Annotated in this window: 20 protein-coding genes and 1 tRNA gene; 8 read left to right on the top strand and 13 right to left on the bottom strand. The window is 71.0% G+C overall.

Annotation, left to right across the window (positions count from 1 at the left end):
* Positions 1-65 precede the first annotated feature (65 nt).
* Positions 66-1,862 (bottom strand): bifunctional metallophosphatase/5'-nucleotidase, encoded by a 1,797-nt coding sequence (locus MB828_RS45810; protein WP_301653329.1) that lies wholly within the window; start codon positions 1,860-1,862, stop codon positions 66-68.
* Between the two features lie 149 nt (positions 1,863-2,011).
* Between MB828_RS45810 and MB828_RS45805 the strand changes: the two genes are divergently transcribed.
* Together MB828_RS45805 and pyk are read left to right on the top strand one after the other, a co-directional pair.
* Positions 2,012-2,701: an SIMPL domain-containing protein gene (locus MB828_RS45805; RefSeq protein ID WP_301653328.1), complete on the top strand. Its 690-nt coding sequence runs from the start codon at positions 2,012-2,014 to the stop codon at positions 2,699-2,701.
* Positions 2,702-2,841: 140 nt separating this feature from the next.
* On the top strand, positions 2,842-4,278 hold the full coding sequence (pyk, locus tag MB828_RS45800) for a pyruvate kinase (RefSeq protein WP_301653327.1): 1,437 nt from the start codon (positions 2,842-2,844) through the stop codon (positions 4,276-4,278).
* Between the two features lie 100 nt (positions 4,279-4,378).
* Here the strand turns inward: pyk and MB828_RS45795 are convergent.
* Positions 4,379-4,453 (bottom strand) — tRNA-Leu (locus tag MB828_RS45795).
* Positions 4,454-4,553: 100 nt separating this feature from the next.
* On the opposite strand from MB828_RS45795, the gene MB828_RS45790 reads away from it, so the two are divergent.
* On the top strand, positions 4,554-5,210 hold the full coding sequence (locus MB828_RS45790) for an ANTAR domain-containing response regulator (protein WP_301653326.1): 657 nt from the start codon (positions 4,554-4,556) through the stop codon (positions 5,208-5,210).
* Between the two features lie 165 nt (positions 5,211-5,375).
* Here the strand turns inward: MB828_RS45790 and MB828_RS45785 are convergent, their stop codons facing one another.
* The 9 genes from MB828_RS45785 to MB828_RS45745 form a co-directional block, all read right to left on the bottom strand.
* Positions 5,376-6,092, bottom strand: coding sequence for an ABC transporter ATP-binding protein (locus MB828_RS45785; protein ID WP_133027099.1), 717 nt, complete (start codon positions 6,090-6,092; stop codon positions 5,376-5,378).
* Entirely contained in the window at positions 6,089-6,991 is a 903-nt protein-coding gene (locus MB828_RS45780; protein WP_133027098.1) for an ABC transporter ATP-binding protein, read from the bottom strand. Before MB828_RS45780 ends, MB828_RS45785 begins: the two co-directional genes overlap by 4 nt.
* A 5-nt stretch (positions 6,992-6,996) precedes the next feature.
* A complete protein-coding gene (locus MB828_RS45775) occupies positions 6,997-8,838 on the bottom strand; it encodes a branched-chain amino acid ABC transporter permease (RefSeq protein ID WP_301653325.1) in 1,842 nt (613 codons plus the stop codon).
* Between the two features lie 5 nt (positions 8,839-8,843).
* The gene (locus MB828_RS45770) at positions 8,844-9,776 is read right to left on the bottom strand and encodes a branched-chain amino acid ABC transporter permease (protein ID WP_133027096.1); all 933 of its coding nucleotides are present in this window, start codon (positions 9,774-9,776) and stop codon (positions 8,844-8,846) included.
* A 113-nt stretch (positions 9,777-9,889) separates the two neighbouring features.
* Complete coding sequence (locus tag MB828_RS45765; RefSeq protein ID WP_133027095.1) at positions 9,890-11,128, bottom strand: branched-chain amino acid ABC transporter substrate-binding protein; 1,239 nt, start codon at positions 11,126-11,128, stop codon at positions 9,890-9,892.
* A 313-nt stretch (positions 11,129-11,441) separates the two neighbouring features.
* Complete coding sequence (locus MB828_RS45760) at positions 11,442-12,035, bottom strand: Tat pathway signal sequence domain protein (RefSeq protein ID WP_301653324.1); 594 nt, start codon at positions 12,033-12,035, stop codon at positions 11,442-11,444.
* Positions 12,032-12,475: a hypothetical protein gene (locus MB828_RS45755; RefSeq protein WP_301653323.1), complete on the bottom strand. Its 444-nt coding sequence runs from the start codon at positions 12,473-12,475 to the stop codon at positions 12,032-12,034. The genes MB828_RS45760 and MB828_RS45755 overlap by 4 nt, the downstream gene beginning before the upstream one ends.
* 56 nt (positions 12,476-12,531) lie before the next feature.
* A complete protein-coding gene (locus MB828_RS45750; protein WP_301653322.1) occupies positions 12,532-13,017 on the bottom strand; it encodes a PaaI family thioesterase in 486 nt (161 codons plus the stop codon).
* A gap of 88 nt (positions 13,018-13,105) precedes the next feature.
* The gene (locus MB828_RS45745; RefSeq protein ID WP_301653321.1) at positions 13,106-15,400 is read right to left on the bottom strand and encodes an FdhF/YdeP family oxidoreductase; all 2,295 of its coding nucleotides are present in this window, start codon (positions 15,398-15,400) and stop codon (positions 13,106-13,108) included.
* Positions 15,401-15,554: 154 nt separating this feature from the next.
* Between MB828_RS45745 and polA the strand changes: the two genes are divergently transcribed.
* Both polA and MB828_RS45735 read left to right on the top strand, forming a co-directional pair.
* Positions 15,555-18,284 carry a DNA polymerase I gene (gene polA, locus MB828_RS45740; protein WP_133027091.1) on the top strand — a complete coding sequence of 910 codons (2,730 nt, stop codon included), beginning with the start codon at positions 15,555-15,557 and terminating at the stop codon, positions 18,282-18,284.
* A gap of 572 nt (positions 18,285-18,856) precedes the next feature.
* Entirely contained in the window at positions 18,857-19,225 is a 369-nt protein-coding gene (locus MB828_RS45735) for a hypothetical protein (protein WP_301653320.1), read from the top strand.
* Here MB828_RS45735 and MB828_RS45730 read toward each other — a convergent pair.
* Entirely contained in the window at positions 19,164-20,000 is an 837-nt protein-coding gene (locus tag MB828_RS45730) for a DUF4184 family protein (RefSeq protein WP_301653319.1), read from the bottom strand. The genes MB828_RS45735 and MB828_RS45730 overlap by 62 nt on opposite strands.
* A gap of 312 nt (positions 20,001-20,312) precedes the next feature.
* Here MB828_RS45730 and MB828_RS45725 point away from each other — a divergent pair, with 312 nt between their 5' ends.
* The 3 genes from MB828_RS45725 to MB828_RS45715 all read left to right on the top strand — a co-directional run bounded on the left by MB828_RS45725 (position 20,313) and on the right by MB828_RS45715 (position 23,412).
* Entirely contained in the window at positions 20,313-22,100 is a 1,788-nt protein-coding gene (locus tag MB828_RS45725) for a lytic transglycosylase domain-containing protein (protein ID WP_301653318.1), read from the top strand.
* A 163-nt stretch (positions 22,101-22,263) separates the two neighbouring features.
* On the top strand, positions 22,264-22,398 hold the full coding sequence (locus tag MB828_RS45720) for an SPW_0924 family protein (protein ID WP_133027088.1): 135 nt from the start codon (positions 22,264-22,266) through the stop codon (positions 22,396-22,398).
* Positions 22,399-22,419: 21 nt separating this feature from the next.
* Complete coding sequence (locus MB828_RS45715) at positions 22,420-23,412, top strand: DUF3068 domain-containing protein (protein WP_301653317.1); 993 nt, start codon at positions 22,420-22,422, stop codon at positions 23,410-23,412.
* On the opposite strand, the gene hrpB is transcribed toward MB828_RS45715, so the two are convergent.
* The gene (gene hrpB / locus MB828_RS45710; RefSeq protein ID WP_301653316.1) at positions 23,402-26,011 is read right to left on the bottom strand and encodes an ATP-dependent helicase HrpB; all 2,610 of its coding nucleotides are present in this window, start codon (positions 26,009-26,011) and stop codon (positions 23,402-23,404) included. The genes MB828_RS45715 and hrpB overlap by 11 nt on opposite strands.
* Between the last annotated feature and the right edge of the window lie 45 nt (positions 26,012-26,056).

Raw genomic sequence — 26,056 nt, 5'->3', positions numbered from 1 at the left:
GGCCCGCCCGGGCCGGCGCCGTCCACCTCTCTCAGAACACCGGCTCTCTCAGAACACCGGCTCTCTCAGAACAGCGGCGTGCCCTCGCGGGTCAGCCGCCAGTCCACCGACGCGAAGTCCTTCGGGTCCAGGACGCCCTTGGCGGTCACCCACTCCGCGATCCGGGTGCGGATCTCCGTCGACTCCGACCACAGCTCCTTGGCCGAGGCGACGTACGGGAACGCGCCGCCGCCGTTGGCGCGGTAGTTGTTCACCGCGAGCACGAACTGCAGCGAGTCGTCCAGGGCGGCCCCGCCGTAGGTCAGGTTCCTGATCCGCGACCCGGCGGGCTGTGCGACGTCGATGTCGTAGCGCAGGCCGGAGACGTAGTCGTAGTTGTAGTCCGGGCGGTTGCCGGCGTTCGTGAGCTTCTCCACGTCGACGGCCGCGCCGACGGCCGTCTGGACGTAGTACTCCGCCGAGTACTCCAGGTACGCGCGGATCTGGGCGCCCGTCATCAACTTGGCGACCAGCGTGTTGTCGTACACGTACAGGCTCGACAGGTCCCGGATGGTCACGTTGCCGGCCGGGATCTCGGACGTCCGCGAGAACGGCGAGGCCTGCGCGATCACCGGCAGCGCGGCGTACTCGGTGCCCGCCAGGGCGGCCCTGACCACGTCCTCCTGGACCTTGGTGATCAGGTCGATGATCGGGGCGTCCTGGTAGCGGGCGTCGACCGTCGTGAGGGTCTCGGTGGCGGTGCCGACGACCTGGTTGACGTACGAGACGACCTTCGCGTGCTCGTCGGAGAGCAGCTTGGTGATCTTCGGGTCGTCGGCGACCGTCCTGGAGTCGCGCAGCGAGGCCGCGACCGACTCCACCTGCCAGGCGCCCTTGCTGAACACCAGCTCGATGTCGAACACGGTGAGACGCTCGGCGTAGCACAGCGGTTCGGACAGCACGACCGTCCTGCCGGTGGCCTCGTTGGTGACCTTCAGCTCCGGGATCTCCAGGTGCGCGTGGCCGACCAGGATCGCGTCGATGCCCGGCACCTGCCTGGCCACGTTCGCGGCCGCGTTCTCCACGTAGGGCACCTGGTCGCCGTAGGAGGAGGTGCCGGAGGAGCCGGAGTGCGCCGAGACCACGACCACGTCGGCGCCCAGCGCCTTCAGCTTCGGCACCCACTTCGCGGCCTGCTCCTCGAGGCCGGGGAAGGCCAGCTTGCCCTGGACGTAGGCCTTGTCCCAGATCGCGATGCCCGGGTTGGTCAGACCGAGGACGGCGACCTTGACCGGCGGGGCACCCGGGACGTGGAACTTCTTGACGAAGTACGGCGGGAAGGCGGGCTTCAGGGTCTTCGCGTCCACCGCGTTCGCGCCGAGCAGCGGGAAGTCCAGTTGGTCCTCGAACGTGCGCAGCGTCTCGATGCCGTAGTTGAACTCGTGGTTGCCGAGCGCCGCCGCGTCGTACCCGATCGCGTTCATGGCCTGCGCCATCGGGTGCACCGGGCCGCCCTTGGCGGTGATCGGGTCGACCTTGGCGTAGTAGTACGTCAGCGGGGTGCCCTGGATGGTGTCGCCGGCGTCCAGCAGCAGCGTGTTGCAGCGGCCCTTCTCCTCGCGCACCTGGTTCACCAGGGTCGAGACGCGGGCCAGGCCCATCGCGTTGCCGGCCTTGTCGGAGTACTCCGCGTCCTTGAAGTAGTCCCAGTTGAAGACGTGACCGTGCAGGTCCGTGGTGCCCATGACGGTCAGCGAGTACCGCTTGGGGTGCCGGTCGGGCCGCGCCGACGCCTGTGCCGGAGCAGCCGCCGCCCCGGCGACCGCGACCCCCGCACCGGTGACGGCTGACTTCTTCAGGAACTTCCGGCGGTTCAAGGGCATGTCTCGATCTCCTCGGGAAACGGTCAACGACGCGCGTAGATTGTGTCCTGCCCGGACCGACGGCAACAGGTCCGGGAGGTTGCGATCTGGTGACCTGATCCCCGAACTCCGGTCCGCACAAGCGGGGATGACATGACAGAGTGGGGCGTATGACCTTCGAGGAAACCCGCTCGGCCGGCACGCCCGACGCACCCCTCCTCGTCGTGCGCGGCGAGGCCGAGCTGGAGGTCGAACCGGAGCTGGCCCGGATCGGCGTCCTGGTCAGCGCCCGGGGCCGCGACCGCCGTTCGACCCTGGACGACCTCACCCGCCGCAACACCACCGCCCTGGAACTCGTCAAGTCGTACGGCGAGGCGGTGGAGCGGCTGTCGACGGGAGCCTTCTCCATCGCGCCCGAATTCGCCGAGCGCGGCCGGGGCGAGCGGGTGCGCAGCTATCACGGCCGCGTGCAGCTCACCGCCGAGTTCACGGACTTCACCGTGCTCGGCGAACTCGTCACCCGCCTCGCCGACCTGGAGCTGACCCGGGTCGACGGGCCCTGGTGGTCCCTGCGCCCCGACTCACCCGTGCACGGCGAGGCCCGGCGGCGGGCGGTCGCCGAGGCGGTGCAGCGGGCCCGTGAGTACGCGAGCGCCCTCGGCACCTCCCTCGCCGCGCTGGTCGAACTCGCCGACACCGGCGCCGAGGGCCCGCGGCCGCACCGGCCGGCCTTCGGTGGCGGGGTCCGCAGCCGGGCGGTCGCCGACGCCCCCGCCGAGCCGCTGGACCTCGAACCCCCGCGCCTGCGGGTGGCCGCCGAGGTCGGCGTGCGTTTCACGATGGCTCCGCCGGAACTGTGAGCGCGTTCAAGACCTGCGGGATGCTCATAGGAGCGGGTCGCCGCACAATTCAACACTTGTCAATAGGCCTTCACCCAAAGGTTGTTGGGTCGTCATGCACCACCGATTCTCTACCCGCCGGTAAGGCCTAGGCTCGAAGCATGCGCCGAGCAAAGATCGTTTGTACTCTGGGGCCCGCCACCGACTCGTACGACCAGATCAAGGGCCTGGTCGAGGCCGGCATGGACGTCGCCCGATTCAACCTCAGCCACGGCGGTCACGCCGAGCACGAGGAGCGCTACCACCGGGTGCGCAAGGCCTCCGACGAGACCGGTCGCAGTGTGGGCTTGCTCGCCGACCTTCAAGGCCCGAAGATCCGGCTCGGCACGTTCACCGAAGGCCCGGTACTCCTCGAACGCGGCGACGCCTTCACCATCACGGTCGAGGAGGGCGCCGAGGGCGACCGCGGCCAGTGCGGGACCACCTACGCGGGCCTGGCCGGTGACGTCACCCCCGGTGAGCGGGTCCTGGTCGATGACGGCAAGGTCTGCCTGGAGGTCACCCATGTCGACGGTCCCCGGGTGCACACCAGGGTCGTCGAGGGCGGCATGGTCTCCGACCACAAGGGCCTCAACCTGCCCGGGGTCGCCGTCTCCGTGCCGGCCCTGTCCGACAAGGACGAGGCCGACCTGCGGTGGGCGCTGCGCACCGGCTTCGACGTGATCGCGCTGTCCTTCGTGCGCAGCGGCCGGGACATCGAGGACGTCCACCGCATCATGGACGAGGAGGGCCGCCGCCTTCCCGTGATCGCCAAGGTCGAGAAGCCGCAGGCCGTCGAGAACATCGACTCCATCGTGGCCGCCTTCGACGGCATCATGGTCGCGCGCGGCGACCTGGGCGTGGAGATGCCGCTGGAGCAGGTGCCGATCGTCCAGAAGCGCGCCGTCAAGCTGGCCAAGCGCAACGCCAAGCCGGTCATCGTCGCCACCCAGATGCTCGACTCGATGATCGACAACTCCCGGCCCACCCGTGCCGAGGCCTCCGACGTGGCCAACGCGGTCATCGACGGCACGGACGCGGTGATGCTCTCCGGCGAGACCAGCGTGGGCAAGTACCCGATCGAGACCGTGCGGACCATGGCGAAGATCGTCGAGGCGGCCGAGGAGGACATCCTCGCCAAGGGGCTGCCCCCGCTGACCGACAGCAACAAGCCCCGTACCCAGGGCGGTGCGGTGGCGCGGGCGGCCGCCGAGATGGGCGACTTCCTGAACGCCAGGTTCCTGGTCGCGTTCACCGAGTCCGGGGACACGGTGCGCCGGCTCTCCCGCTACCGCTCGCCGATCCCGCTGCTCGCCTTCACCCCGGAACCGGCCACCCGCTCCCAGCTCAACCTCACCTGGGGCGTGGAGACCTTCCTCGGTCCGCATGTCGACTCGACGGACAAGATGGTCGACCAGGTCGACGAACTGCTGCTGAAGTACGGCCGCTGCGAGAAGGGGGACGTCGTGGTCATCACGGCCGGCTCCCCGCCCGGTGTCTCCGGCGCGACCAACATGGTCCGGGTGCACCACATCGGCGAGGACGACAGCCCCAGGTGACGCCGGCGGGTGCCCCCGCACAACGCCGACGGGCCCCTCCGTAACCGGTGGGGCCCCTTGTTAACACGAAATTATTGTGACCTTGGAATCCAAGGAAAAGTGCCCCGGGTCGGACTCGAACCGACACTGTACGGGTTTTGAATCCGTTGCCTGCTGCCAATTGGGCTACCGGGGCTCGAAGAATCAAAGGTTATCCCCGACCCTCCGCGCGTCCACCATACCGTAGCTAGGTAGGCTCTTGTCAGCAGTACCCCTGCCCTGAACGAGGAGCCCCCGTGACCGCCGCCGAGTCGCCCCAGCCAGTCGACGCACCCGACGACGACAAGTCGCACGTGCCTCCGATGACGACCCGTGTCGTCATCGCCGAGGACGAGGCCCTGATCCGGCTCGACCTCAAGGAGATGCTGGAGGAAGAGGGGTACACGGTGGTCGGCGAGGCCGGCGACGGTGAGCAGGCCATCGAACTGGCCCGCGAGCACCGCCCCGACCTGGTCATCCTGGACGTCAAGATGCCCAAGCTGGACGGCATCTCGGCGGCCGAGAAGATCGCCGAGGAGTCCATCGCCCCGGTCCTGATGCTCACCGCGTTCTCCCAGCGCGACCTGGTCGAGCGGGCACGTGACGCCGGTGCGATGGCGTACCTGGTCAAGCCGTTCAGCAAGAGCGACGTCGTCCCGGCGATCGAGATGGCCGTCTCCCGGTTCAGCGAGCTGAAGCAGCTGGAGGCGGAGGTCGCCGACCTCTCCCAGCGCCTGGAGACCCGCAAGCTGGTCGACCGGGCGAAGTCCGTCCTCCAGACCGAGTACGGCCTGACCGAGCCGGCCGCGTTCCGGTGGATCCAGAAGACGTCGATGGACCGCCGCATGTCGATGCAGCAGGTCGCGGAGGCGGTCATCGCGGACAGCGAGGAGAAGAAGGCCGGCAAGAGCTGACCCGCGCCCCTACGCCAAGGCCCGCGCCCCGGAGAAGGGGACGCGGGCCTTCGTGACGCCGTCGAGGGGCGGCGCGCCCCGTCAGGGCGCTGGGGGTGCCCCCGGCCGAAGGCTGGGGGAGGAACTGCGCGACCGGCCACAGCCGGCCCGCAGTGATCCCACGACCTAGTCCTCGCCCAGATAGGCCTTGCGAACCGACTCGTCGTGCAGCAGGTCCTGTCCCGTGCCCGACAGCACGATGTTGCCGACCTCCATCACATGCCCCTGGTCGGCCAGCGACAACGCCGCCTGCGCGTTCTGCTCGACCAGCAGGATCGTCGTCCCCTGGGCCTTCAGCTCCGCGATGGTCGCCATGATCTTCTGCATCATGATCGGCGACAGCCCCATGGACGGCTCGTCCAGCATCAGCAGCTTCGGCTGGGACATCAGCGCCCGCCCCATCGCCAGCATCTGCTGCTCACCGCCCGACAGGGTGCCCGCGGCCTGCTTGCGCCGCTCCCCGAGGATCGGGAACAGGTCGTACGCTCGCTGGATGTCCTTCTCGATGCCCGGCTTGTCGCTGCGCAGGAACGCACCGAGGCGCAGGTTGTCCTCGATGGTCATGCGCGGGAAGATGTGCCGCCCCTCGGGGGAGTGGGCGAGCCCCAGCGAGACCACGTCGTGGGCCGGGACCTTCTTCAGCGATCTGCCGTTGAACCGGATCTGCCCGCCGACCGGCTTGAGCAGCCCGGACAGCGTGCGCAGCGTCGTCGTCTTGCCGGCGCCGTTGGTGCCGATCAGGGTGACGACCTGGCCGGCCTCGACCTTGAAGGAGATGCCCTTGACGGCCTCGATCTTGCCGTAGGCGACCCGCAGGTCCTCTACTTCGAGCAGTGCGGTCATCGGTCGTTCTCCTTGCCGGGCACGGCGTCGGTCGGGGTGTCGGCCTCGGCTGCGGCTTCCGCCGCCTCGACCTCGGCGGCCTCCTCGTCGCCGGGCGCGTTCTCGAACGGCTCGCCGAGATAGGCGGCGATGACCCGCTCGTCGCCCTGCACGGTCGCGCTGTCACCCTCGATGAGCTTCTCGCCCTGCACCAGGACGGCGACGCGGTCGCAGAGGTTGAAGATGAAACGCATGTCGTGCTCGATGACGAGGACGGCGATGCCCTTGTCGCGGATCGCGAAGACCAGTTCCTCGGTGGCGCGGGTCTCCTGCGGGTTCATGCCGGCCGTCGGCTCGTCCAGGAGCAGCAGCCCCGGCTCGCTGGCCAGCGCCCGCGCGATCTCCAGCTTGCGCTGCTCGCCGTAGGGCAGGTTGCGGGCGAGGTGCTCGGCCTTCTCCGCCAGGCCCACGAACTCCAGGAGTTCCATGGCCCGGGCCCGGGAGGCCGCCTCGGCCTTGTGGAAGCCGGGGCCGCGCAGCAGGGCGGACCAGAGGCCCTCCTTGGTGCGGGTGTGGCGGCCGACCAGCACGTTCTCCAGGACCGTCATGTTGGCGAACAGCCGGATGTTCTGGAAGGTGCGGGCGATGCCGGCCGCCGTGACCTTGAAGGACTTCGGCGGCAGGACCTCGCCCTTGTACCGGACCTCGCCCTCGGTGGGGATGTACAGACCGGTGAGGCAGTTGAAGAAGGTGGTCTTGCCGGCGCCGTTGGGGCCGATCAGACCGACGATCTCGCCGCTCCTGACGGTGAAGTCGACTCCGCGCACGGCGGTGAGGCCGCCGAAGCGCATGGTCACGCCGCGTGCGTCGAGCACGACCTCGCCGGGGGCGGCGTCCTTGACGGTGGTTTCCGTGGTCATCGTGGTCAGGCCCCTGCCTTGGTGAGGACGGCGGGCGCTTCGGCTTCCTCGTGGAACTCGAGCTGGCGGCGCCGGTTGGGGATGAGGCCCTCCGGGCGGAAGCGCATCAGCAGGATGAGCGTGACACCGAAGGCGAAGAGCTGGTAGTCGCCGAGGAACTGCAGCTTGGCCGGGATCAGGTAGAGCAGGGACGCGCCGACCAGCGGGCCGGAGATGGTGCCCATGCCGCCGAGGACCACCGCGGCCAGCAGGAACGCCGAGTTGGGCGGGACCACGTAGGCGAACTGGTACTGCTCCGGGGTCACCGTGTAGGTGACGTGGGCCTGGACCGAGCCGGACAGGCCGGCCAGGCAGGCGCCCAGGGCGAAGGCGATCAGCTTGACCCGGAAGCCGTTGATGCCCATGGCGAGCGCGGCGGTCTCGTCCTCGCGGATGGCGACCCAGGCACGGCCGATACGGGAGTCGCTGCTGCGCCGGAAGACGATGACCACGATGAACGTGATGATCAGCATCAGCAGCAGGTAGTTGGCGAACCGCCCGATGGTGCTGCCGAGGATCTGGTGCTCGGCGCCGAAGTCGAAGCCGAGGATGTTCAGGTTCGGGATCGAGGAGATGCCGTTGGAGCCGTTGGTGACGTCGGGGCCCGAGGTGCCGTCCAGGTTGAGGACGGTGATCCGGAAGATCTCACCGAAGCCGAGGGTCACGATGGCCAGGTAGTCGCCGCGCAGTCGCAGGGTCGGGGCGCCGATGACGACACCGAAGATCATGGCGACGACCGCGCCCAGCAGCGCCGACGCCCAGAACGGCCACTGCACGTGCAGCGGCGAGGACGGCGAGCCGGAGACCAGGGCCGCGGTGTAGGCGCCGACACCGAGGAAGGCGACGTAACCGAGGTCGAGGAGGCCGGCGAGGCCGACGACGATGTTCAGGCCGAGCGCGACGGTCGCGAAGATCAGGATGTAGACGCCGATCGTCGCGTACTGGTCGTTGGACTGGGTGAACGGGAAGGCCGCGGCGGCGAGGAAGGCGCCGGTCATGGTGATGTTCCGGTGCTTCCCCGTGATCGCCGAGACCCGGGCCACGATCCCGGCCTTGGAGAGGGAGGCGAAACCGAAGCCGGCGGTGATCAGGAAGCCGATGAACAGCTGGTCGTACGACGTGCCGATGCCGTAGCTGAAGACGATCAGGCCCACGGCCATGGCCGCGACGATGACCAGGATCTCGGCCCAGGACGGCAGTGGGGCCGCGGGAGCCGGGGTCTTGGCGGCGAAGGCGGCGCGGAAGGTGTTCCAGTTCTGCCGGGAGTTGTGCTTGAACAGCTCCCAGCCGGTGTCGTCCGGGTCGACCGGGTCGGGCTCCGGCCGCTCGAACGGCAGGGCGAGCGCGCCGATCACGGAGGCCAGGGTGGCGATCGCGACGACGAAGCCGCCGGGGTCCAGGTTCACCAGGCCGCCGAGTTTCACGGTGATGGCGATCACGGTGTACCAGGCGGTGCCGAAGGTGCCGAGCGCGGCCATCTTCAGCGCGCTGTCGGCGCTGCCCGGGGTCAGCCAGGACAGGCCCCTGACGCCGTAGGAGGACAGGCCGAACAGGGTGGTGAGGATGCCGCCGATCAGCACCAGGACCTGCAGGCCGCCCGGGTAACCGTAGACGGTGAGGTCACCGGGGAAGTCGGAGGTCCAGGTCCACGACATGAACGTGGAGACGACGGCGAGGACGCCGCCGCCGGTGGCGAGGGCGCGGCCGAACGGGGCGGGCAGACCGATCAGACCGGACGCCGCGGGCGCCGGGGCGCTCGTGGTCTCGGGGGTCTCGGGGGTCTCGGATGCGGTGGTCTCTGTGGTCATCGGTGTCACGCCCTGTCCGCGACGCGTTCGCCGAGCAGACCCTGTGGCCTGAACAGCAGTACGAGGATGAGGAGTACGAACGCCCAGACGTCGGCCCAGGACTGGCTGCCGAACTGGCCCATGCCGGGGATGTCCGAGATGTATGCGGTCGACAGGGCCTCGGCGACGCCCAGGACAAGGCCACCGAGCATGGCGCCGTAGATGTTGCCGATACCACCGAGGACGGCCGCGGTGAAGGCCTTCAGACCGAGCAGGAAGCCCATCTTGAAGTCGATCTGGCCGTACTTGAGGCCGTAGGCGACACCGCCGACGGCGGCGAAGGCGGCACCGAGGGCGAACGCGATCACGATGATGCGGTCGGTGTTGACGCCCATCAGCTTCGCGGTGTCCGGATCCTGGGCGGTCGCCTGCATACCGCGGCCGGTGCGGGTGCGCATCACGAAGTAGGCGAGGAAGGCCATGCTGAGCGGGGCCACGACCACCAGGAAGATGTCACCGGTCTGGATCGTGACGTTGCCGATGTTGAAGGGGCCGCCCGGGATGGTGGGGAAGGTACGGGCGGACTTGGCCTCGGGGTACCAGGCCCACACCGCCTGCTGCAGGGCCAGGGAGAGGCCGATGGCGGTGATGAGGGGGGCGAGACGCGGGGCGGTGCGCAGAGGGCGGTAGGCGAACCGTTCCGCTCCGACGGCGACCAGGACGGCGACGATGATGGCGCCCACCAGCATCAGCGGGAGAGCTATCCACATCGAGGTGCCGCCCGGCAGTACGTACGCATAGACCGTGAGCGCGCCGAAGGCGCCGGTCATGAAGATCTCGCCGTGGGCGAAGTTGATGAGCTGGACGATGCCATAGACCATCGTGTAGCCGATGGCGACCAGCCCGTACATGGATCCCAGTAGCAGGCCGTTGACCAGCTGCTGCGGCAGTTCGTTCACCGCATGTCCTCCGAGACGTTCGGAATGTTCGACGGATGAGGCCGGATGTGAGTCCGCGCGGGGCGCCAGTGGAACAGCGCCCCGCGCGGCTCGGTGCTGCGTGCGGGTGTGGGTCAGCTGCTCGGCGTGAACGTGCCCGAGGTGGCAGCCTTCCAGGCCCCGCTGTCGACCTTGTAAACGGTGAGCTGCTTGTTGGTCGCGTCACCGAACTCGTCGAAGGAGACCTTGCCGGTCACACCGTCGAAGGAGACGTTCTGGACCGCGGCGGTGATCTTGGCGCGGGCGTCGGACGGCAGCTTGCCGCCGTTGTCGTCGACGACCTTCTTCACGGCCTCGATGATCGACCAGGCCGAGTCGTAGGAGTAGCCGCCGTAGGCGCCGTAGGCCTCCTTGTAACCGGCCGCCTTGTAGTTGGCGACGAACTCCTTGGCGGAGTCCAGGGTCTCGACCGGGGCGCCGACCGAAGTGGCCATGTCGCCGGTGGCGGCGGAGCCCGCCAGCTTGAGGTAGTCGTCGGCGTAGATGCCGTCACCGCCGACCAGCGGGACCTTGGCGCCGGCGGCCTTGAGCTGCTTGCTCAGCGGACCGGCCTGCGGGTACTCGCCGCCGTAGTAGACCACGGTGGCGCCCGAGTTCTTCACCTTGGTGACGACCGCGGAGTAGTCCTTGGAGTCGGGGTTGATGTGCTCGGTGCCGACCACCTTGCCGCCGAGCTTCTTGAACTCCTCGGTGAAGGTGGCGGCAAGGCCCGCGCCATAGGTCTTCTTGTCATCGATGATGAAGGCCTTGGTCAGCTTCGCCGTGTTGTACACGTACTGCGCGGCGTACGGGCCCTGGATGGCGTCCGTGGTCGCGGTACGGAAGTACGACTTGTACGGCCGCGACTTCGACGTCTGCCAGTTGTCGCCCTGGGTCAGCGCCGGGTTGGTGTTGGCCGGCGAGACCTCGACCAGCTTGGCGTCGTCGAAGACCTTCTGCATCGACTGGGCCACGGAGGAGTTCAGCGGGCCGACCACGCCGTAGACGCTGCTGTCACCGACGAACGCGGTGGCGTTCGCCTGGCCGGAGGACGGCTGAGCCTGGTCGTCCTTGGCCGCGATCTTGAACGTGACGCCCTTGACGTAGTTCTTCTTGTTGGCCTGATTGACCGCCAGGTCGACCGAGTTCTTGATGCCCAGGCCGAGTGCGGACAGGTCGCCGGTCAGCGGAGCGTCGACGCCGATGGTGACCGTGGTGCCACCGCTGCCCGAGTCCGAGCCATTGTCGCCCTTGTCTCGCGAACCGCAGGCGGTGAGGGTGAGTGCTCCCGCTGCCAGTGCGGCGGTGATGGCGATGAGCGAACGTTGACGCACGATCAGTCCTTTCCCCTGAACAACCGCATCCCCGTGGAAACGGTCGAGTCACGCGCACCGGGTCGAAGATCGACGTGGGATTCCGGCGGTGCCGTGACTGGCCGTGACTCTAGGCGGGTGTGGGGAACGTGGAGGAGGGTCTGGCCGATGCTGTGACGCTCTTGTTATGACACGAGGTAATGCAGAGCGGTACACGGTGCGGAGAACGGAGGAATTCCGGCCGATTCGCCCTGTCCGCATGCTGAGAACCCGCAGGACTCGCCCTCATCGGATCAGGCGTCTCGTGCGTTTTGGTGATTACCGGAAACCTCTCCTAACTGTTGCTGCAGGCTACTTTCAGGGCGTGTGAGAGGTGCTGTGCGTAACGGGATCCCAGGATGAAACTCTGGACTTGTATTGCGCGGACATTACGTAGAGTTACGTCCAGGAAAGGCAGTCCGGCATCCTTCGGAACCGTTACACAATCGGTCACATGCATAGTGATCGTGATCTCGCGGGGTGAGCCCGCTTTTGTCCGAAAGGGTGCGGGTGGCGACTCGGTCAGCGTGAGCCCTGCGTAGGGCTGGGTCATCCGGGGCACGGTGACCGGCGGCCCGTCCATGACGGTCATCCGCACCGCGAAGCTGAAGCTGCGGGGCGGTGCGTCCGCCGGGGTGCCCCGGCCGCCCACGAAGGAGAACGCCACCGTCTGCGCGGGGTACGGGACTTCGGGCGGCGGCGGCCGGTGCGGACGGGTCGCGACGAGGTAGCCGCCGCCCGCGAGGAGCACGGCGACGGTGCCGAGGAGGAGGGCGGCACGCCGGCGGGCGGGGTGCGGGGGAGCGGAGGCGGCCGCCGCCTCGGGGAACTCCCGCGCGCGCGTGCCGTCGCCCGGTTCGACGGGTCCGATGCCGCTCGCTCCGCTCATCGCCAGGGGCCCCCGCTCGGCGTGCCCCGGCGGTACCGCTCGGCACAGGCGGACCGTGCCCGGCGGTCTATCAACCGGTCGGCGGCAGCGGCCCCCTGACGGCGTTTCAGCGCCCGGGCCGCGTCGACGACGTCCCGGAGGATCTCGTACTGGCCGTTGGACAGCCCCATCGACTGGTAGTCGCCGTAGGTGCCGCTGCCGAGCACCTCGCGCGCCCAGTGCGCGACGATCCTGGCGCACAGGTCCGCGTCCGAGACCGCCGACGGGGAACCGCCCTGCGAGCTGGCCTGGGAACCGCCCTGCGAGCCGGCCGGGGTGTCCTGTGCGGCTGTGGGAGCCGTGGGGGTCGCGGGGGCCGTGGCGGCGCCGCAGCCCGTCAGCAGCGCGAGCCCGAGCCCCAGTGCCGTCACCCCCGAGCGGGGGCCTCCTCGCCGTCCCATGGGCCGAAGTTACGGGCACCGACGGCGGGGAGCAATGGACGTGCCGGCGAGGACCGTCAGCCCTGGACGGCGGAAGGGAGCGTCGAACCCTCCAGGTCCCGCAGCAGGCAGGTGAGGCGGGCGGTGCACACCCTGCGCCCCTCCTCGTCGCTGATCACGATCTCGTACGTCGCCGTGGAGCGCCCCCGGTGCACCGGCGTGGCCACACCGGTGACCAGGCCGGAACGCGCGCCGCGGTGGTGCGTGCAGTTCAGGTCCACGCCGACGGCGATCTTCGAGCTGCCGCCGTGCAGCATCGACCCGACCGAGCCCAGGGTCTCCGCCAGCACCGCGCTGGCCCCGCCGTGCAGCAGCCCGTACGGCTGGGTGTTGCCCTCCACGGGCATGGTGCCGACGACCCGGTCCGCGGAGGCCTCGACGATCTGCACGCCCATGCGGGTGCCCAGGTGCCCCGCGGAGAACAGGGCGGGCAGGTCGACACCGAGCGCGGCGTACTCGTCGATGACCTCCTGCGGGAACTTCACATGCTGCTGCTCGCCCATGGGCCGGCTCCGATCGTCTTGCGGCTGTCTCTCCGCTGAGCAAACGCTCAGTAGGCCGTCGATTGTTCCAGACGGGCTGAGCGGGCGCTCAGACGACGGGTGCCGGGTGCCGCGCGCCGCTCTCCAGCCGGATCACGACGGACTTGCTGGCCGGGGTGTTGCTGACGTCCGCGGTGGCGTCCAGCGGCACCAGCACGTTGGTCTCCGGGTAGTACGCCGCCGCGCAGCCCCGGGCGGTCGGGTAGTGCACGACCCGGAAGCCCGGCGCCCGGCGCTCCACACCGTCCTTCCACTCGCTCACCAGGTCCACGTACGCCCCGTCGGCGACCCCCAGCCGCCGCGCGTCCTCCGGGTTCACCAGGACCACCCGGCGGCCGTTCCTGATGCCCCGGTAGCGGTCGTCCAGGCCGTAGATCGTGGTGTTGTACTGGTCGTGCGAGCGCAGCGTCTGCAACAGCAGGCGGCCCTCGGGCAGTTCGGGGAACTCGACCGGCGCCGCCGTGAAGTTCGCCTTGCCGGTGGCCGTGGGGAACCGCCGCTCGTCGCGCGGGGCGTGCGGGAGGGCGAAGCCGCCCGGATGCGCCACGCGCGCGTTGAAGTCCTGGAAACCGGGGATCACGCGCGCGATGCGGTCGCGGATCGTCGCGTAGTCCTTCTCGAACTCCTCCCACGGAGTGCGGCTGTTCTCGCCGAGCACCCGGCGCGCCAGCCGGCACACGATCGCCGGCTCCGACAGCAGGTGCGGGCTCGCGGGCTCCAGACGGCCGCGTGAGGCGTGCACCATGCCCATGGAGTCCTCGACGGTCACGAACTGCTCGCCGCCGCCCTGGAGATCGCGCTCGGTGCGCCCGAGCGTCGGCAGGATCAGCGCCCGCGCGCCGGTGACCACGTGCGAGCGGTTGAGTTTCGTCGACACGTGCACGGTCAGCCGCGCGCGCCGCATGGCCGCCTCGGTGACGTCCGTGTCGGGGGTGGCGGAGACGAAGTTGCCGCCCATCGCGAAGAACACCTTCGCCTCGCCGTCGCGCAGCGCGCGGATGGCCCGCACGACGTCGAAGCCGTGCTCGCGCGGGGGTGCGAAGCCGAACTCCTTCTCCAGGGCGTCCAGGAAGGCCGGGGCGGGACGCTCGAAGATGCCCATCGTGCGGTCGCCCTGCACGTTCGAGTGGCCCCGGACCGGACAGACCCCCGCGCCGGTGCGCCCGATGTTGCCGCGCAGCAGCAGGAAGTTGACCACTTCGCGGATGGTCGGCACCGAGTGCTTGTGCTGGGTGAGTCCCATGGCCCAGCAGACGATCGTCCGCTTCGAGGCCAGCACCATCCGCAGCGCTTCCTCGATCTCCGCGCGGGTGAGGCCGGTGGCGGCGAGCGCCCCGTCCCAGTCGGCGGCGCGGGCGGCCTTCGCGAACTCCTCGTAACCGTGGGTGTGTTCGCGCACGAACTCCTCGTCGACCGCGCCCTCGGTCTCCAGGACGAGCTTGTTGAGGAGGCGGAACAGGGCCTGGTCGCCACCGATGCGGATCTGCAGGAACAGGTCGGTGAGCGCGGCGCCCCTGAGCATGCCCTGAGGGGTCTGCGGGTTCTTGAACCGCTCCAGACCGGCCTCCGGCAGCGGATTCACGCTGATGATTTTCGCGCCGCCGGCCTTGGCCTTCTCCAGGGCGGAGAGCATCCGCGGGTGGTTGGTCCCCGGGTTCTGCCCGGCGACGATGATCAGGTCGGCCTGGTGCAGGTCCTCCAGCAGGACGCTGCCCTTGCCGATGCCGATCGTCTCGTTCAGCGCCGACCCCGACGACTCGTGGCACATGTTGGAGCAGTCCGGCAGGTTGTTGGTGCCGAGCTCGCGCGCGAAGAGCTGGTACAGGAACGCGGCCTCGTTGCTGGTGCGGCCCGAGGTGTAGAAGACGGCCTCGTCGGGGGAGCCGAGGGCGGCGATCTCCGTGCCGATGATGTCGAAGGCCCGCTCCCAGCTGACCGGCTCGTAGTGCTCGGCGCCCTCCGCCAGGTACATGGGGTGGGTGAGCCGCCCCTGCTGGCCCAGCCAGTAGCCACTGCGGCCGTGCAGGTCGGTGAGGGTGTGCGCGGCGAAGAACTCGGGCGTCACCCGCCGCAGGGTGGCCTCCTCGGCGACCGCCTTCGCGCCGTTCTCGCAGAACTCGGCGGTGTGCCGGTGCTCCGGCTCCGGCCAGGCGCAGCCCGGGCAGTCGAAGCCGTCCTTCTGGTTGACCCGCAGCAGCGTCAGCGCGGTGCGCCGCACACCCATCTGCTGCTGGGCGATGCGCAGCGTGTGCCCGACGGCCGGCAGACCGGCGGCCGCGTGCTTCGGCTCCGCGACCCGCGGCGCGTCCTGGACGGGATCCCCCTGAGGCGGCTTCGTCGCCATCGCACGCTCTCCTCTACGCCGGCACCAATGCCCTGTACACCCGTGTACACCCGATCCTCGCACGCGCCCCCGGCCACCATCGAGCACGGGCTCCGGGCCGGCTCCCGTCTCCTCGCCGCTCGGACTGTCAGTGCGGCGTGGCAGGATCGGGGGCGTGGCAGAGACAGCATCGAAGAAGACCGACAAGACCTCCGGCGGCGCCCGTCCCAGGCTGATGCTCATGGACGGGCACTCGCTGGCGTACCGCGCGTTCTTCGCGCTGCCCGCGGAGAACTTCACGACCGCGACGGGCCAGCCGACGAACGCGATCTACGGCTTCGCCTCGATGCTGGCCAACACCCTGCGTGACGAGGCGCCCACGCACTTCGCGGTGGCGTTCGACGTCTCCCGCAAGACCTGGCGCTCGGAGGAGTTCACCGAGTACAAGGCGAACCGCTCCAAGACCCCGGACGAGTTCAAGGGGCAGGTCGAGCTGATCGGCGAGCTGCTCGACGCCATGCACGCGCAGCGCTTCGCCGTCGAGGGCTTCGAGGCCGACGACATCATCGCCACCCTCGCGACCCAGGCCGAGGCCGCGGGCTTCGAGGTCCTGATCGTCACCGGCGACCGCGACTCCTTCCAGCTGGTCTCCGAGCACACCACGGTGCTGTATCCCACCAAGGGCGTGTCCGAGCTGACCCGGTTCACCCCGGAGAAGGTTTTCGAGAAGTACGGGTTGACGCCCGCCCAGTACCCCGACTTCGCGGCCCTGCGCGGCGACCCGTCCGACAACCTGCCCGGCATCCCCGGCGTGGGTGAGAAGACCGCCGCGAAGTGGATCAACCAGTTCGGGTCCTTCGCGGAGCTGGTCGAGCGCGTCGACGAGGTCAAGGGCAAGGCCGGCCAGAACCTCCGCGACCACCTGGAGTCCGTCAAGCTCAACCGCCGGCTCACCGAGCTGGAGCGCGCCGTGGAGCTGCCGAGGACGGTCGCCGACCTGGAGCGCGCGCCGTACGACCGCAAGAACGTCGCGATGATCCTGGACACCCTGGAGATCAGGAACCCCTCGCTGCGCGAGCGGCTCTACGCCGTCGACCCCGGCGCCGAGGAGGCCGAGTCCACCCCGGTCGCCGAGGCGGGCGTGGAGGTCGACGCCACCGTCCTCGGCACCGGCGAGCTGGCCGGCTGGCTCGCCGGGCACGGCACGGAGCAGCCGTTGGGTGTCGCCACCGTCGACACCTGGGCGCTCGGCGCCGGCTCGGTCGCCGAGGTCGCCCTCGCCGCCGGAGACGGCCCGGCCGCCTGGTTCGACCCCGCCCAGCTCGACGAGTCCGACGAGAACGCGTGGGTGGCCTGGCTCGCCGACCCCGCCCGGCCCAAGGTCTTCCACAACGCCAAGGGCGCGATGCGGGTCTTCGCCGAGCACGGCTGGCGCATCGACGGCGTCACCATGGACACCGCGCTCGCCGCGTACCTGGTCAAGCCCGGCCGCCGCTCCTTCGACCTGGACGCGCTGTCCCTGGAGTACCTGCACCGCGAGCTGGCCCCGGCCGCCGCGGCCGACGGACAGCTGGCCTTCGGCGCGGACGACGGCGCCGAGGCCGAGGCCCTGATGATCCAGGCCCGCGCGATCCTCGACCTCGGCGCGGCCTTCGAGGACCGCCTCCAGGAGGTCGGCGCCGCCGATCTGCTCCGCGACATGGAGCTGCCCACCTCGATCCTCCTCGCCCGCATGGAACGGCACGGCATCGCCGCCGACCGCGCGCACCTGGAGGCCATGGAGCAGATGTTCGCGGGCGCGGTGCAGCAGGCCGTGAAGGAGGCGCACGCGGCGGCCGGGCACGAGTTCAACCTGGGCTCGCCCAAGCAGCTCCAGGAAGTCCTCTTCGGTGAGCTGGCGCTGCCCAAGACGAAGAAGACCAAGACCGGCTACACCACCGACGCGGACGCGCTCGCCTGGCTCGCCGGCCAGACCGAGAACGAACTGCCGGTGATCATGCTCCGCCACCGTGAGCAGGCCAAGCTGCGGGTCACGGTCGAGGGCCTGATCAAGACCGTCGCCGCCGACGGCCGGATCCACACCACCTTCAACCAGACCGTCGCCGCGACCGGCCGGCTCTCCTCCACGGACCCGAACCTCCAGAACATCCCGGTCCGCACCGACGAGGGCCGGGCGATCCGCCGCGGCTTCGTGGTGGGCGAGGGCTACGAGTCGCTCATGACCGCCGACTACAGCCAGATCGAGCTGCGCGTCATGGCCCACCTCTCCGAGGACGAGGGCCTGATCGAGGCGTTCACCTCCGGGGAGGACCTGCACAACACGGTCGCCTCCCAGGTGTTCGACGTCGACCGGTCGGCCGTCGACGCGGAGATGCGGCGCAAGATCAAGGCGATGTCGTACGGCCTCGCGTACGGTCTTTCGGCCTTCGGCCTCTCCCAGCAGCTGAACATCGACGCGGGCGAGGCCCGGGGCCTGATGGACACGTACTTCGAGCGGTTCGGCGGGGTCCGTGACTACCTGCGCCGCGTCGTCGACGAGGCCCGTGCCACCGGCTACACGGCGACCCTCTTCGGCCGCCGCCGCTACCTCCCCGACCTCAACAGCGACAACCGGCAGCGCCGTGAGGCCGCCGAGCGGATGGCCCTCAACGCGCCCATCCAGGGCACCGCGGCGGACATCGTCAAGATCGCCATGCTCCGGGTGGACGGCGCCCTGCGCGAGGCCGGGCTGAAGTCCCGCATGCTCCTCCAGGTCCACGACGAAATCGTCCTGGAGATCGCCCCCGGCGAGCGCACGGAGGTCGAGTCCCTCCTCCGCGACCAGATGTCCAACGCGGTCCACCTCAGGGCTCCGCTGGACGTCTCGGTGGGCGTGGGCCCGGACTGGGAGTCAGCAGCCCACTAGCCTCCGGCGGGAGCCGACGGGGGGGTGCGCGGGCCTTCGGCGGAGTTCGACGGAGTCCCGCACCGTGAAGACCGACAGCGGCCGCCGCCCCCTGCTCCACCGGAGCGGCGGCCGCCTGCCGTCCGGGTCGCTGACGTTGCCCGCCGCAGTGGCGCTCAGCCGACCGCCGGCGCCGCTGCTCTTCGACCGGCGCCGCCGCTGCTCTTCGACCGCGGCGGCGCCCTCCCGCTGGCTTCGCCCCCTTCCTCGTTCCCGTTCCCCGTGGTCCGCCGCTACGGCGAGCGGCCACCACGGCGGTACTCGGCGGTGCCGAACCGACGGGTCATGACCGGCACGGCACCGCCGGACAACGCCGTCGTGGTCAACCGTCGTCGCGGCGGAGAAAAGAGGGCGGCGGACGAGGAGGCGGCGCGCAAGGGGAGGCTCCAGCCGGGCACCGCCCGCCCCATGTGCGGTGGACAAGGGGCGGGGTGGGTGCTGCCCTCGGCTCGGCCTCCGAGTCGCGCCGGGGCCGTCACTCACCTGGACCCCGTCAGAACGCCCCCGGCATCGCCACCGGCAAGGATGCGGCCATGGGTATACGCATGGTTCACCGCCGGACGCCCCAGACCAGGCCCCCGGCCACCACCCGCTCCGCCGCAGCGCAGGTCACGGCGACCCCGTCGGCCCCGGCCCAGGCGGCGGGCGCCAGCTCCGCCCGCATCCCCACCGACCTCGCCGTCACCGTGCGCCGCACGGTCACCCGCCTCCGGCGCCGGCTCCGCGCCCGTCCCCACCCGCGCCAGTGGCTCGACCTCGGCCGCGGCTACCTCGCGCTGCTCCTGACCGCGCTGCCCGGCCCTCGCCGCCCCCGCACCATGACCGTGTTCGTGGCGACCCTCACCGAACGGCGGACCGGCTCCGCCGCACCCCGGCCACCGGAACCGGACGCCACACCCTGACCACCACGGCGTATCCGATCACCCCCAGCAGCAGCCCCGCGCCCGCTCCGAAGAGCACCGTGGGCAGCAGCTCCCAGGGCTTCGCCGTGGCTCCCCAGTAGGCCCACCACCGCGTCGCCCGCTGCACCGCCGCCAGCAGCGCGCAGCCGGCGATCCCGGCCGCGGCCCACCACCGGTCCGGTCCCGACAGCGACGGCACCCCCGCCGGCTCCACGTCCGGCGCCCGCCGTACCGCGCGGACCAGGAACACCGCGAGCACGGCCGCGCTCACCGCCGAACTGCCGTACTGGAGCAGGGTGTACAGCGGCACCCCCGACACGTTCCGGCCGATCGCGGGGACGAGCCGGCTGCCCCAGCGGTCGTGGTGCGTGAAGGCGTCCCAGACGACGTGCGTGAGACCGCCGAGCACGGCGGAGACGTACCACCGTGCCGTCAGGGAGAGCCCGGCACGCGCGCGCGGCGCACCGCAGCGCAGCAGAGCCGCAAGCCGCCCCTGCCGCGCGCGGGGCAGGAGCGCCACCAGCGGCTCGCGGACCAGCAGCCACAGCGCCACCAGCGCCCAGGAGAACAGCACGTCCACGGTGAAGACTCCGGTGAAGGAGTGCGTGAAGCCGCCGAACCCCATCGCGTCCGGCACCGCGCTCGCCGCGTAGAAGGTGAGGTCGGGGGCGAACGACCCCGCGACGAGCACCGCCGGGACCAGGCGCCCGCGCCCGGTCCCGTCACCGCGTACGGCGGGCAGCACGGCGGTGGCATGGCTGAGCGTGAACGGCACCGGGCCTCCTGGGGCGGTCGTCGGCCGGAGCGCCGAACGGTGATCGCGTACGACAAGTATCCGCGAGCCCACCATCGTCCAACGGCGGATGGCCAACTGGTGAAAACCGGGCACCACCGGGTGTCCGTGGAAAGCAAGTTGTCGTAGGGTCGCCTGGGTCGCTGCCCGGTGCACGTACGACCGGGTGCACGACCTCACGACTCCAAAGAGGTAACGAGGGCAACCACAGCACCGGGTCCATCGTCACACCAGGGCGAGCAGACAGACGGAGACGGACGCTCAGAAGGCGGTCCACGGGAGGGGTTCACCACTATGGCGGCGCAATTCGGCAGGCGGCTGCGCAAGGGGGCGGCGACGACCGCCGCGGCCGCGTTGGCGGTGGCGGCACTGTCCGCGTCCCAGGCTCCGGGTGTCACCAACGGCGACCCCGGCAGACAGGCCAACGCCGGTGCCAGCACCGCCGCGTCCGAAGAGTCCGGCGCCACCGGCAACTCGCCGTACTACACGGACCTGCCGCCGCTGAACAGCCCGAACCCGAGCGCGAGCCCCACCGCCTCCTCGTCGAGCATCGGCACCGCCGTCTCCCGGGGCGCGGCCGAGGCCGGCATACCGGCCACGGTCCTGGACGCCTACAAGAAGGCCGAGGCGGAACTGCGCGACTCCAAGCCCGGCTGCAACCTGCCCTGGCAACTGCTCGCCGCCATCGGCAAGGTCGAGTCCGGCCAGGCCCGCGGCGGTGACGTGGACGCGGAGGGCAACACCCTGCACCGGATCCTCGGCCCCGAACTCGACGGCAACGGCTTCGCACTCATCCAGGACACCGACGGCGGCAAGTACGACGGAAACAGCCGCTACGACCAGGCCGTCGGCCCGATGCAGTTCATCCCGTCGACCTGGGCGTGGGCGGGCCGGGACGGCAACGGCGACGGCGTCAAGGACCCGAACAACGTCTACGACGCGGCGCTGGCCGCCGGCCACTACCTGTGCCGCAACGGCTGGGACCTGTCCGTCCAGGCCGACATGAACAGCGCGATCCTCAGCTACAACAACTCGCAGGACTACCTGAACCTGGTCCTGTCCTGGTACGAGTTCTACCGCAAGGGCACCCACTCGGTGCCCGACGGCACCGGCACCGTGCCCTCCCACCGCAGCGACGACGGCAGCGGCTCCGGCTCCGGCGGTTCCTCCGACGGCTCGGGCGGCTCGACCTCCCCGTCGCCGAGCACACCGAGCACACCGAGCACCCCGGGCACGGCCACGCCGAATCCCGAGGAGCCGACGCCGGGCACCCCGAGCACCTCCCCGAGCCTGCCGCCCACGGCCACCGACACCGTGGACCACCTCGAGGACGCGGGCACCGCCAAACTCACGGCCATGGCCGGCGACGCGTTCACCAAGAGGATCAGCACGCGCGCGGAGACCAAGGCCGACCGGATCGTCGCCAAGGTGCGCGTCCGCTTCACCATCGTCGGGGACACGGACACCACCTTCACGGGCGGCGAGAGCACGGCCACGGTCGTCACCGACAGCAAGGGTGTCGCCGTCGCGCCGGCGCTCCAGGCCGGCGAGAAGACCGGCGACTTCACGGTCCGCGCCAGCGTGGTGGGCCGTACGGTCAAGGGCGTCGACTACGCGGCGACCGTCATCGCGCGTGCCGCCGACGCCCTGGCCCGCACCGACGACACCGCGCTGACCTGCACCCCGGGCGGCGAGTTCGCCGACCAGGTCCAGGTGAAGGCCACCTACCAGGGCGCCGTCGCCGGCAAGGTCGCCGCCACCGCCACGCTGGTCAAGTCCGCGGACGACCCGAGCACCGACGACAAGGGTCCGTACTTCAAGGACGCCGACGGCAAGGCCGTACGCACCCTCACGGACCTTCAGACGGACGCGAACGGTCTGCTCACGCTGCCCAAGCTGTACGCGGACGACACCACCGGCACGTTCCTGCTGCGCGTCACCACCACCGGCGGCGCGACGCTCACCGTCGAACTGACGGTGGCCGCGGCGGACGCCTCGCCGAGCCCGTCGCCGACCGCCTCCGCTTCGGCGAGTGAGTCCGCCGCCCCGTCGGCGAGCCCGTCCGCCTCCGCCACGTCCTGACCCGCGGCCCGGCCCACGGACCACGAGGGCGCCCTCCCGCCGACGCGGGAGGGCGCCCTCGCCGTCGTACGGCCGTGTGCGACGTGTTCTCATCTCACCCTCCCGTTGCTACCGTGCCCGGACCTGACGAACCATCAGGAAACCGTCCGCAGGGAGGCTCCGCATGCGTGCCCTGATCGCAGCCGCGACCGGTCTCACCCTCGCGGTCGTCCTGGTGGTGACGATCAGCGCCCTGGGGTCGCCGGCCGGGAAGACGTCCCCCAAGCCGCTGCTCACGACGGTGCCGTCCCACCCGTAACCGCCGCCCCGGGAGGCCGAGATGCGCCGTACGGCCAGTCTGGTCCTGCTCGCCTGCGCCGTGTTCTTCGCGGCGCTGTCCCCGCTGCTGCGCTGGTACGCCTTCCCGCGCCTGGCCAAGATCCCGGCGAACCAGTACCAGGACATGGTCCTGGTGGCCAAGAACGCCACGCTCCTCGACTACGGCACCATGAAGGCGAAGAAGGTCCCCCAGGTCACTATCGTGCAGACCCTCAAGGGCGATGTGGCGGCCGCGAGGCGGATCGAGGAGACGGCGGGGCGGGACGTCGTCGTCTGGGACGGGCTGTCCTACGTCCAGGGGCCCGACGGCAAGATGGTCTCCGAGATCCCCGAGCGCTACATCTTCGACGCCCACAGCCAGGAACCCGTCCACGCCACCGGCGAGATGGTCGACGGCGACCCGGTGAAACGGGACGGCATCGAGTTCAAGTGGCCCTTCCTGACCGAGAAACGGGACTACGAGTACTTCGACGCGCAGACCCGCACCACCAACCCCATCCACTACAAGGGGACGCGGACCTTCCGGGGCGTCGAGGTCTACTACTTCGAGCAGACCGTCCCGTGGACCAAGGTCCCGATGCCCAAGAAGATGCCGGTGCAGGGCATCACGCCCGAGTCGGTCGCCAAGACCGGCACCACCCGCTGGTACACCACGGTCCGCAGGTTCTGGGTCGAACCCGTCACCGGAGCGCCCGTCTACGGCGAGGAGACCCACCAGGAGGAACTGCGCGGCGGCACCCTGCTGGGCGGCCGCGCCAAGGTGACCGCCTTCGCCGGTGACGTGAAGATGCGCGAGGACTACATCGAGCACACCGTCGCCCTGGTCAAGCACAATCGCGCCCTGGTGCTGCTGATGACCTCGTACCTGCCCTGGGGCTTCCTCTCCCTCGGCATCGCGCTGCTCGCGCTCGCCCTGTGGCTGGAGGCGCTCAGCCGCCGTCCGGCCGACCCGCAGCCCGTGGAGACGTCGGTACCGGAACCGGTCAGCGCCTGAGCCGCGCGTTGGTGTGCCGGGTGGGCTCCGCGGTGGCGGGGTCCACGGGCCAGGGGTGCTTGGGATAGCGCCCCCGCAGCTCGGCCCGCACGCCCCGGTAGCCGTCCCGCCAGAACGAGGCGAGGTCGGCGGTGACCGCGGCGGGCCGCCCGGCCGGCGACAGCAGATGCACCAGCACCGGCACCCCCGCCACGGCGGGCGACTCCTGCAACCCGAACATCTCCTGCAACTTCACGGCGAGCACCGGCTGATCGGGGTTCCCGTAGTCGACCCGGATCCGTGATCCACTGGGCACGGCGATCCGCTCCGGCGCCAGCTCGTCCAGCCGCCCCGCCTCCCCGCTCGCCCACGGCAGCAGCCGTCGCAGCGCCTCCCCGGCGTCGATCCGTCCGAGATCGGCGCGCCGCCGGGCGCGGCTCAGTTCCGGCTCCAGCCACTCGTCCACGCGCGCGTGCAGCGCGTCGTCGCCGACGTCGGGCCACGGCTCCCCGAGGCGCAGCCGGAGAAAGGCCAGCCGCTGCCGCAGCGCGACGGCGTCGGGCGTCCACCGCAACAGACCGAAACCCTCCTGCCGCAGCCCTTCGAGCAACGCACCGTGCACGAGCACGAGGTCGGCGTCCCGCAGCGGCCGTACCGCGAGTTCGACGGCCCCGAGCCGTTCCACGCGCCGCGCGACGACGTCCCCCTCGGCCCAGTGCACCTCGTCCCGCACGTCCAGCAGGGTCCCGGCCGCCGCCCGCGCGGTCTCCTCGTCCACCACCGCCGCGAGCTGCACGCGCGCGTGCCCCTTCCCGAGCGGCCGGTCGGCGACGGCGACGGCGAGCCAGGACGCGGACCGCAGCGGCGAGCCCTCCCGGAGTTCGGCCCGGGTGCCGGAGACCATCAGGTGAGAACCGCCGTCGACCCGGGCGATCCGCTCGGGGAAGGCGAGGGCGGTGACGAGCCCGGCCACCTGATCGTCAGGGGTGCTGCCGGTGTCGATGCCGATGCCGGGTTCGGTGCTGGTGCTGGTGCTGGTGCTGGTGCTGGCGGTGCTGCCGGTGCCGGTGCCGGTGCGTGTGTCGGGCGCGGTCGTGGCCTCGGGCGGTTGCGCGACCCCGGTCAGGACGGCCCGCAGCCGCCGAACCTCCGCACGCCACCTGGTGGCATAGGCGTCGCCCCCGCGCCGCGCGCTCCGCAGGGCGGCCCCCAGATCGTCACCGTAGTCCCGGGGGACCTCCTCACTCAGCAGCGCGACCACTTCCGCGGCCCGCTCCGCCCCCACCACCCCGGCACCGTCCACGAGCGCCCGCCCCAGCCGGGGGTGCAAGCCCAGCCGCGCCAGCCGCACGCCCCGGTCGGTGGCCCGGCCCGCGGAGTCCACCGCCCCGATCGCCGTCAGCAGACCCCGCGCCGCCGCCATCGCGCCGCCGGGCGGCGGGTCCAGCAACGCCAGCCCGGTGGCCTCGGGATCGCCCCAGCAGGCCGTCTGGAGGGCGAACGCGGTCAGGTCGGCCACCTTTATCTCGGGGGCCGGAAAGGCCGTCAGGCGCGCGTCCTCGGCCTCGGCCCAGCAGCGGTACACCGCCCCCGGCGCCTCCCGCCCGGCCCGCCCCGCCCGCTGCCGCCCGGCCGCACGGGACGCCCGCACCGTCGTCAGGGCGCTCAGCCCGCGCGCGTGGTCGACCCGCGGCTCGCGCGCGAGCCCCGAATCGACCACCACCCGCACCCCGGGCACGGTGAGCGAGGACTCGGCGACCGCCGTGGCCAGCACCACGCGGCGCCGCTCGCCGGGCGCCAGCGCCGCGTCCTGGACGGCGGCCGGCGCCCGGCCGTGCACCTGGAGCACCTCGACGTCCCCCGGTATCCCCAGCTGACCGGCCACGCGCGCGATCTCGCCCACGCCCGGCAGGAAGCACAGCACGTCCCCGTCCCGCTCGGCCAGCGCCCGCCGCACCAACGACGCCACATGCGCCAGCAGCGCCGGGTCCACCCGCATCCCGTGCGGCGGCCGTACCGGACGGGCCGGCGGCGCCCACACCACCTCCACCGGGTACGAGACGCCGTCCGCCTCGACCACCGGTGCGCCGCCCAGCAGCCGGGACCAGCCCTGCGCGTCCGTGGTCGCCGACGCGGCCACCAGGCGCAGCTCCGGCCGCAGCGTCTCCCGCACGTCCCAGAGGAACGCCGCCACCGTGTCGGCGTCCAGATGCCGCTCGTGACACTCGTCGAGGATCACGACGTCCACGCCGGACAGTTCCTGGTCGCGTTGCAGCCGCTGCAACAGCACACCGGTCGTGACCACCTCCACGCGCGCGTCCGGGCCCACCACCCGATCGCCGCGCACGGTATAGCCGACGCTCCGCCCGACCTGCTCGCCGAGCAGCCAGGCCATCCGGCGGGCCGCCGCGCGGGCGGCGATCCGGCGCGGCTCGGCCACCACCACCCGCCGCGCGGGTCCCTCGCCCAGCAGCCCGGCCAGCGCCAGCGGCACCAGCGTCGTCTTGCCGGTGCCGGGCGGCGCCACCAGGACGGCGGTACCGTGCCCCGCCAGGGCGTCGTCCAGACCGGGCAGGGCCTGCCGCACGGGCAGCGCGTCCAGGGCGTCGTAACGGATCACGCCCCTAGTGTCGTACGCCCCCGCGAACGCCCATCACGCGCGCGC

Source organism: Streptomyces arenae (assembly GCF_022343545.1).
Taxonomy (GTDB): Bacteria; Actinomycetota; Actinomycetes; order Streptomycetales; family Streptomycetaceae; genus Streptomyces; species Streptomyces humi.
The sequence above is the reverse complement of the archived record's forward strand: the minus strand, read 5'-3'. Positions and strand labels throughout refer to the sequence as shown.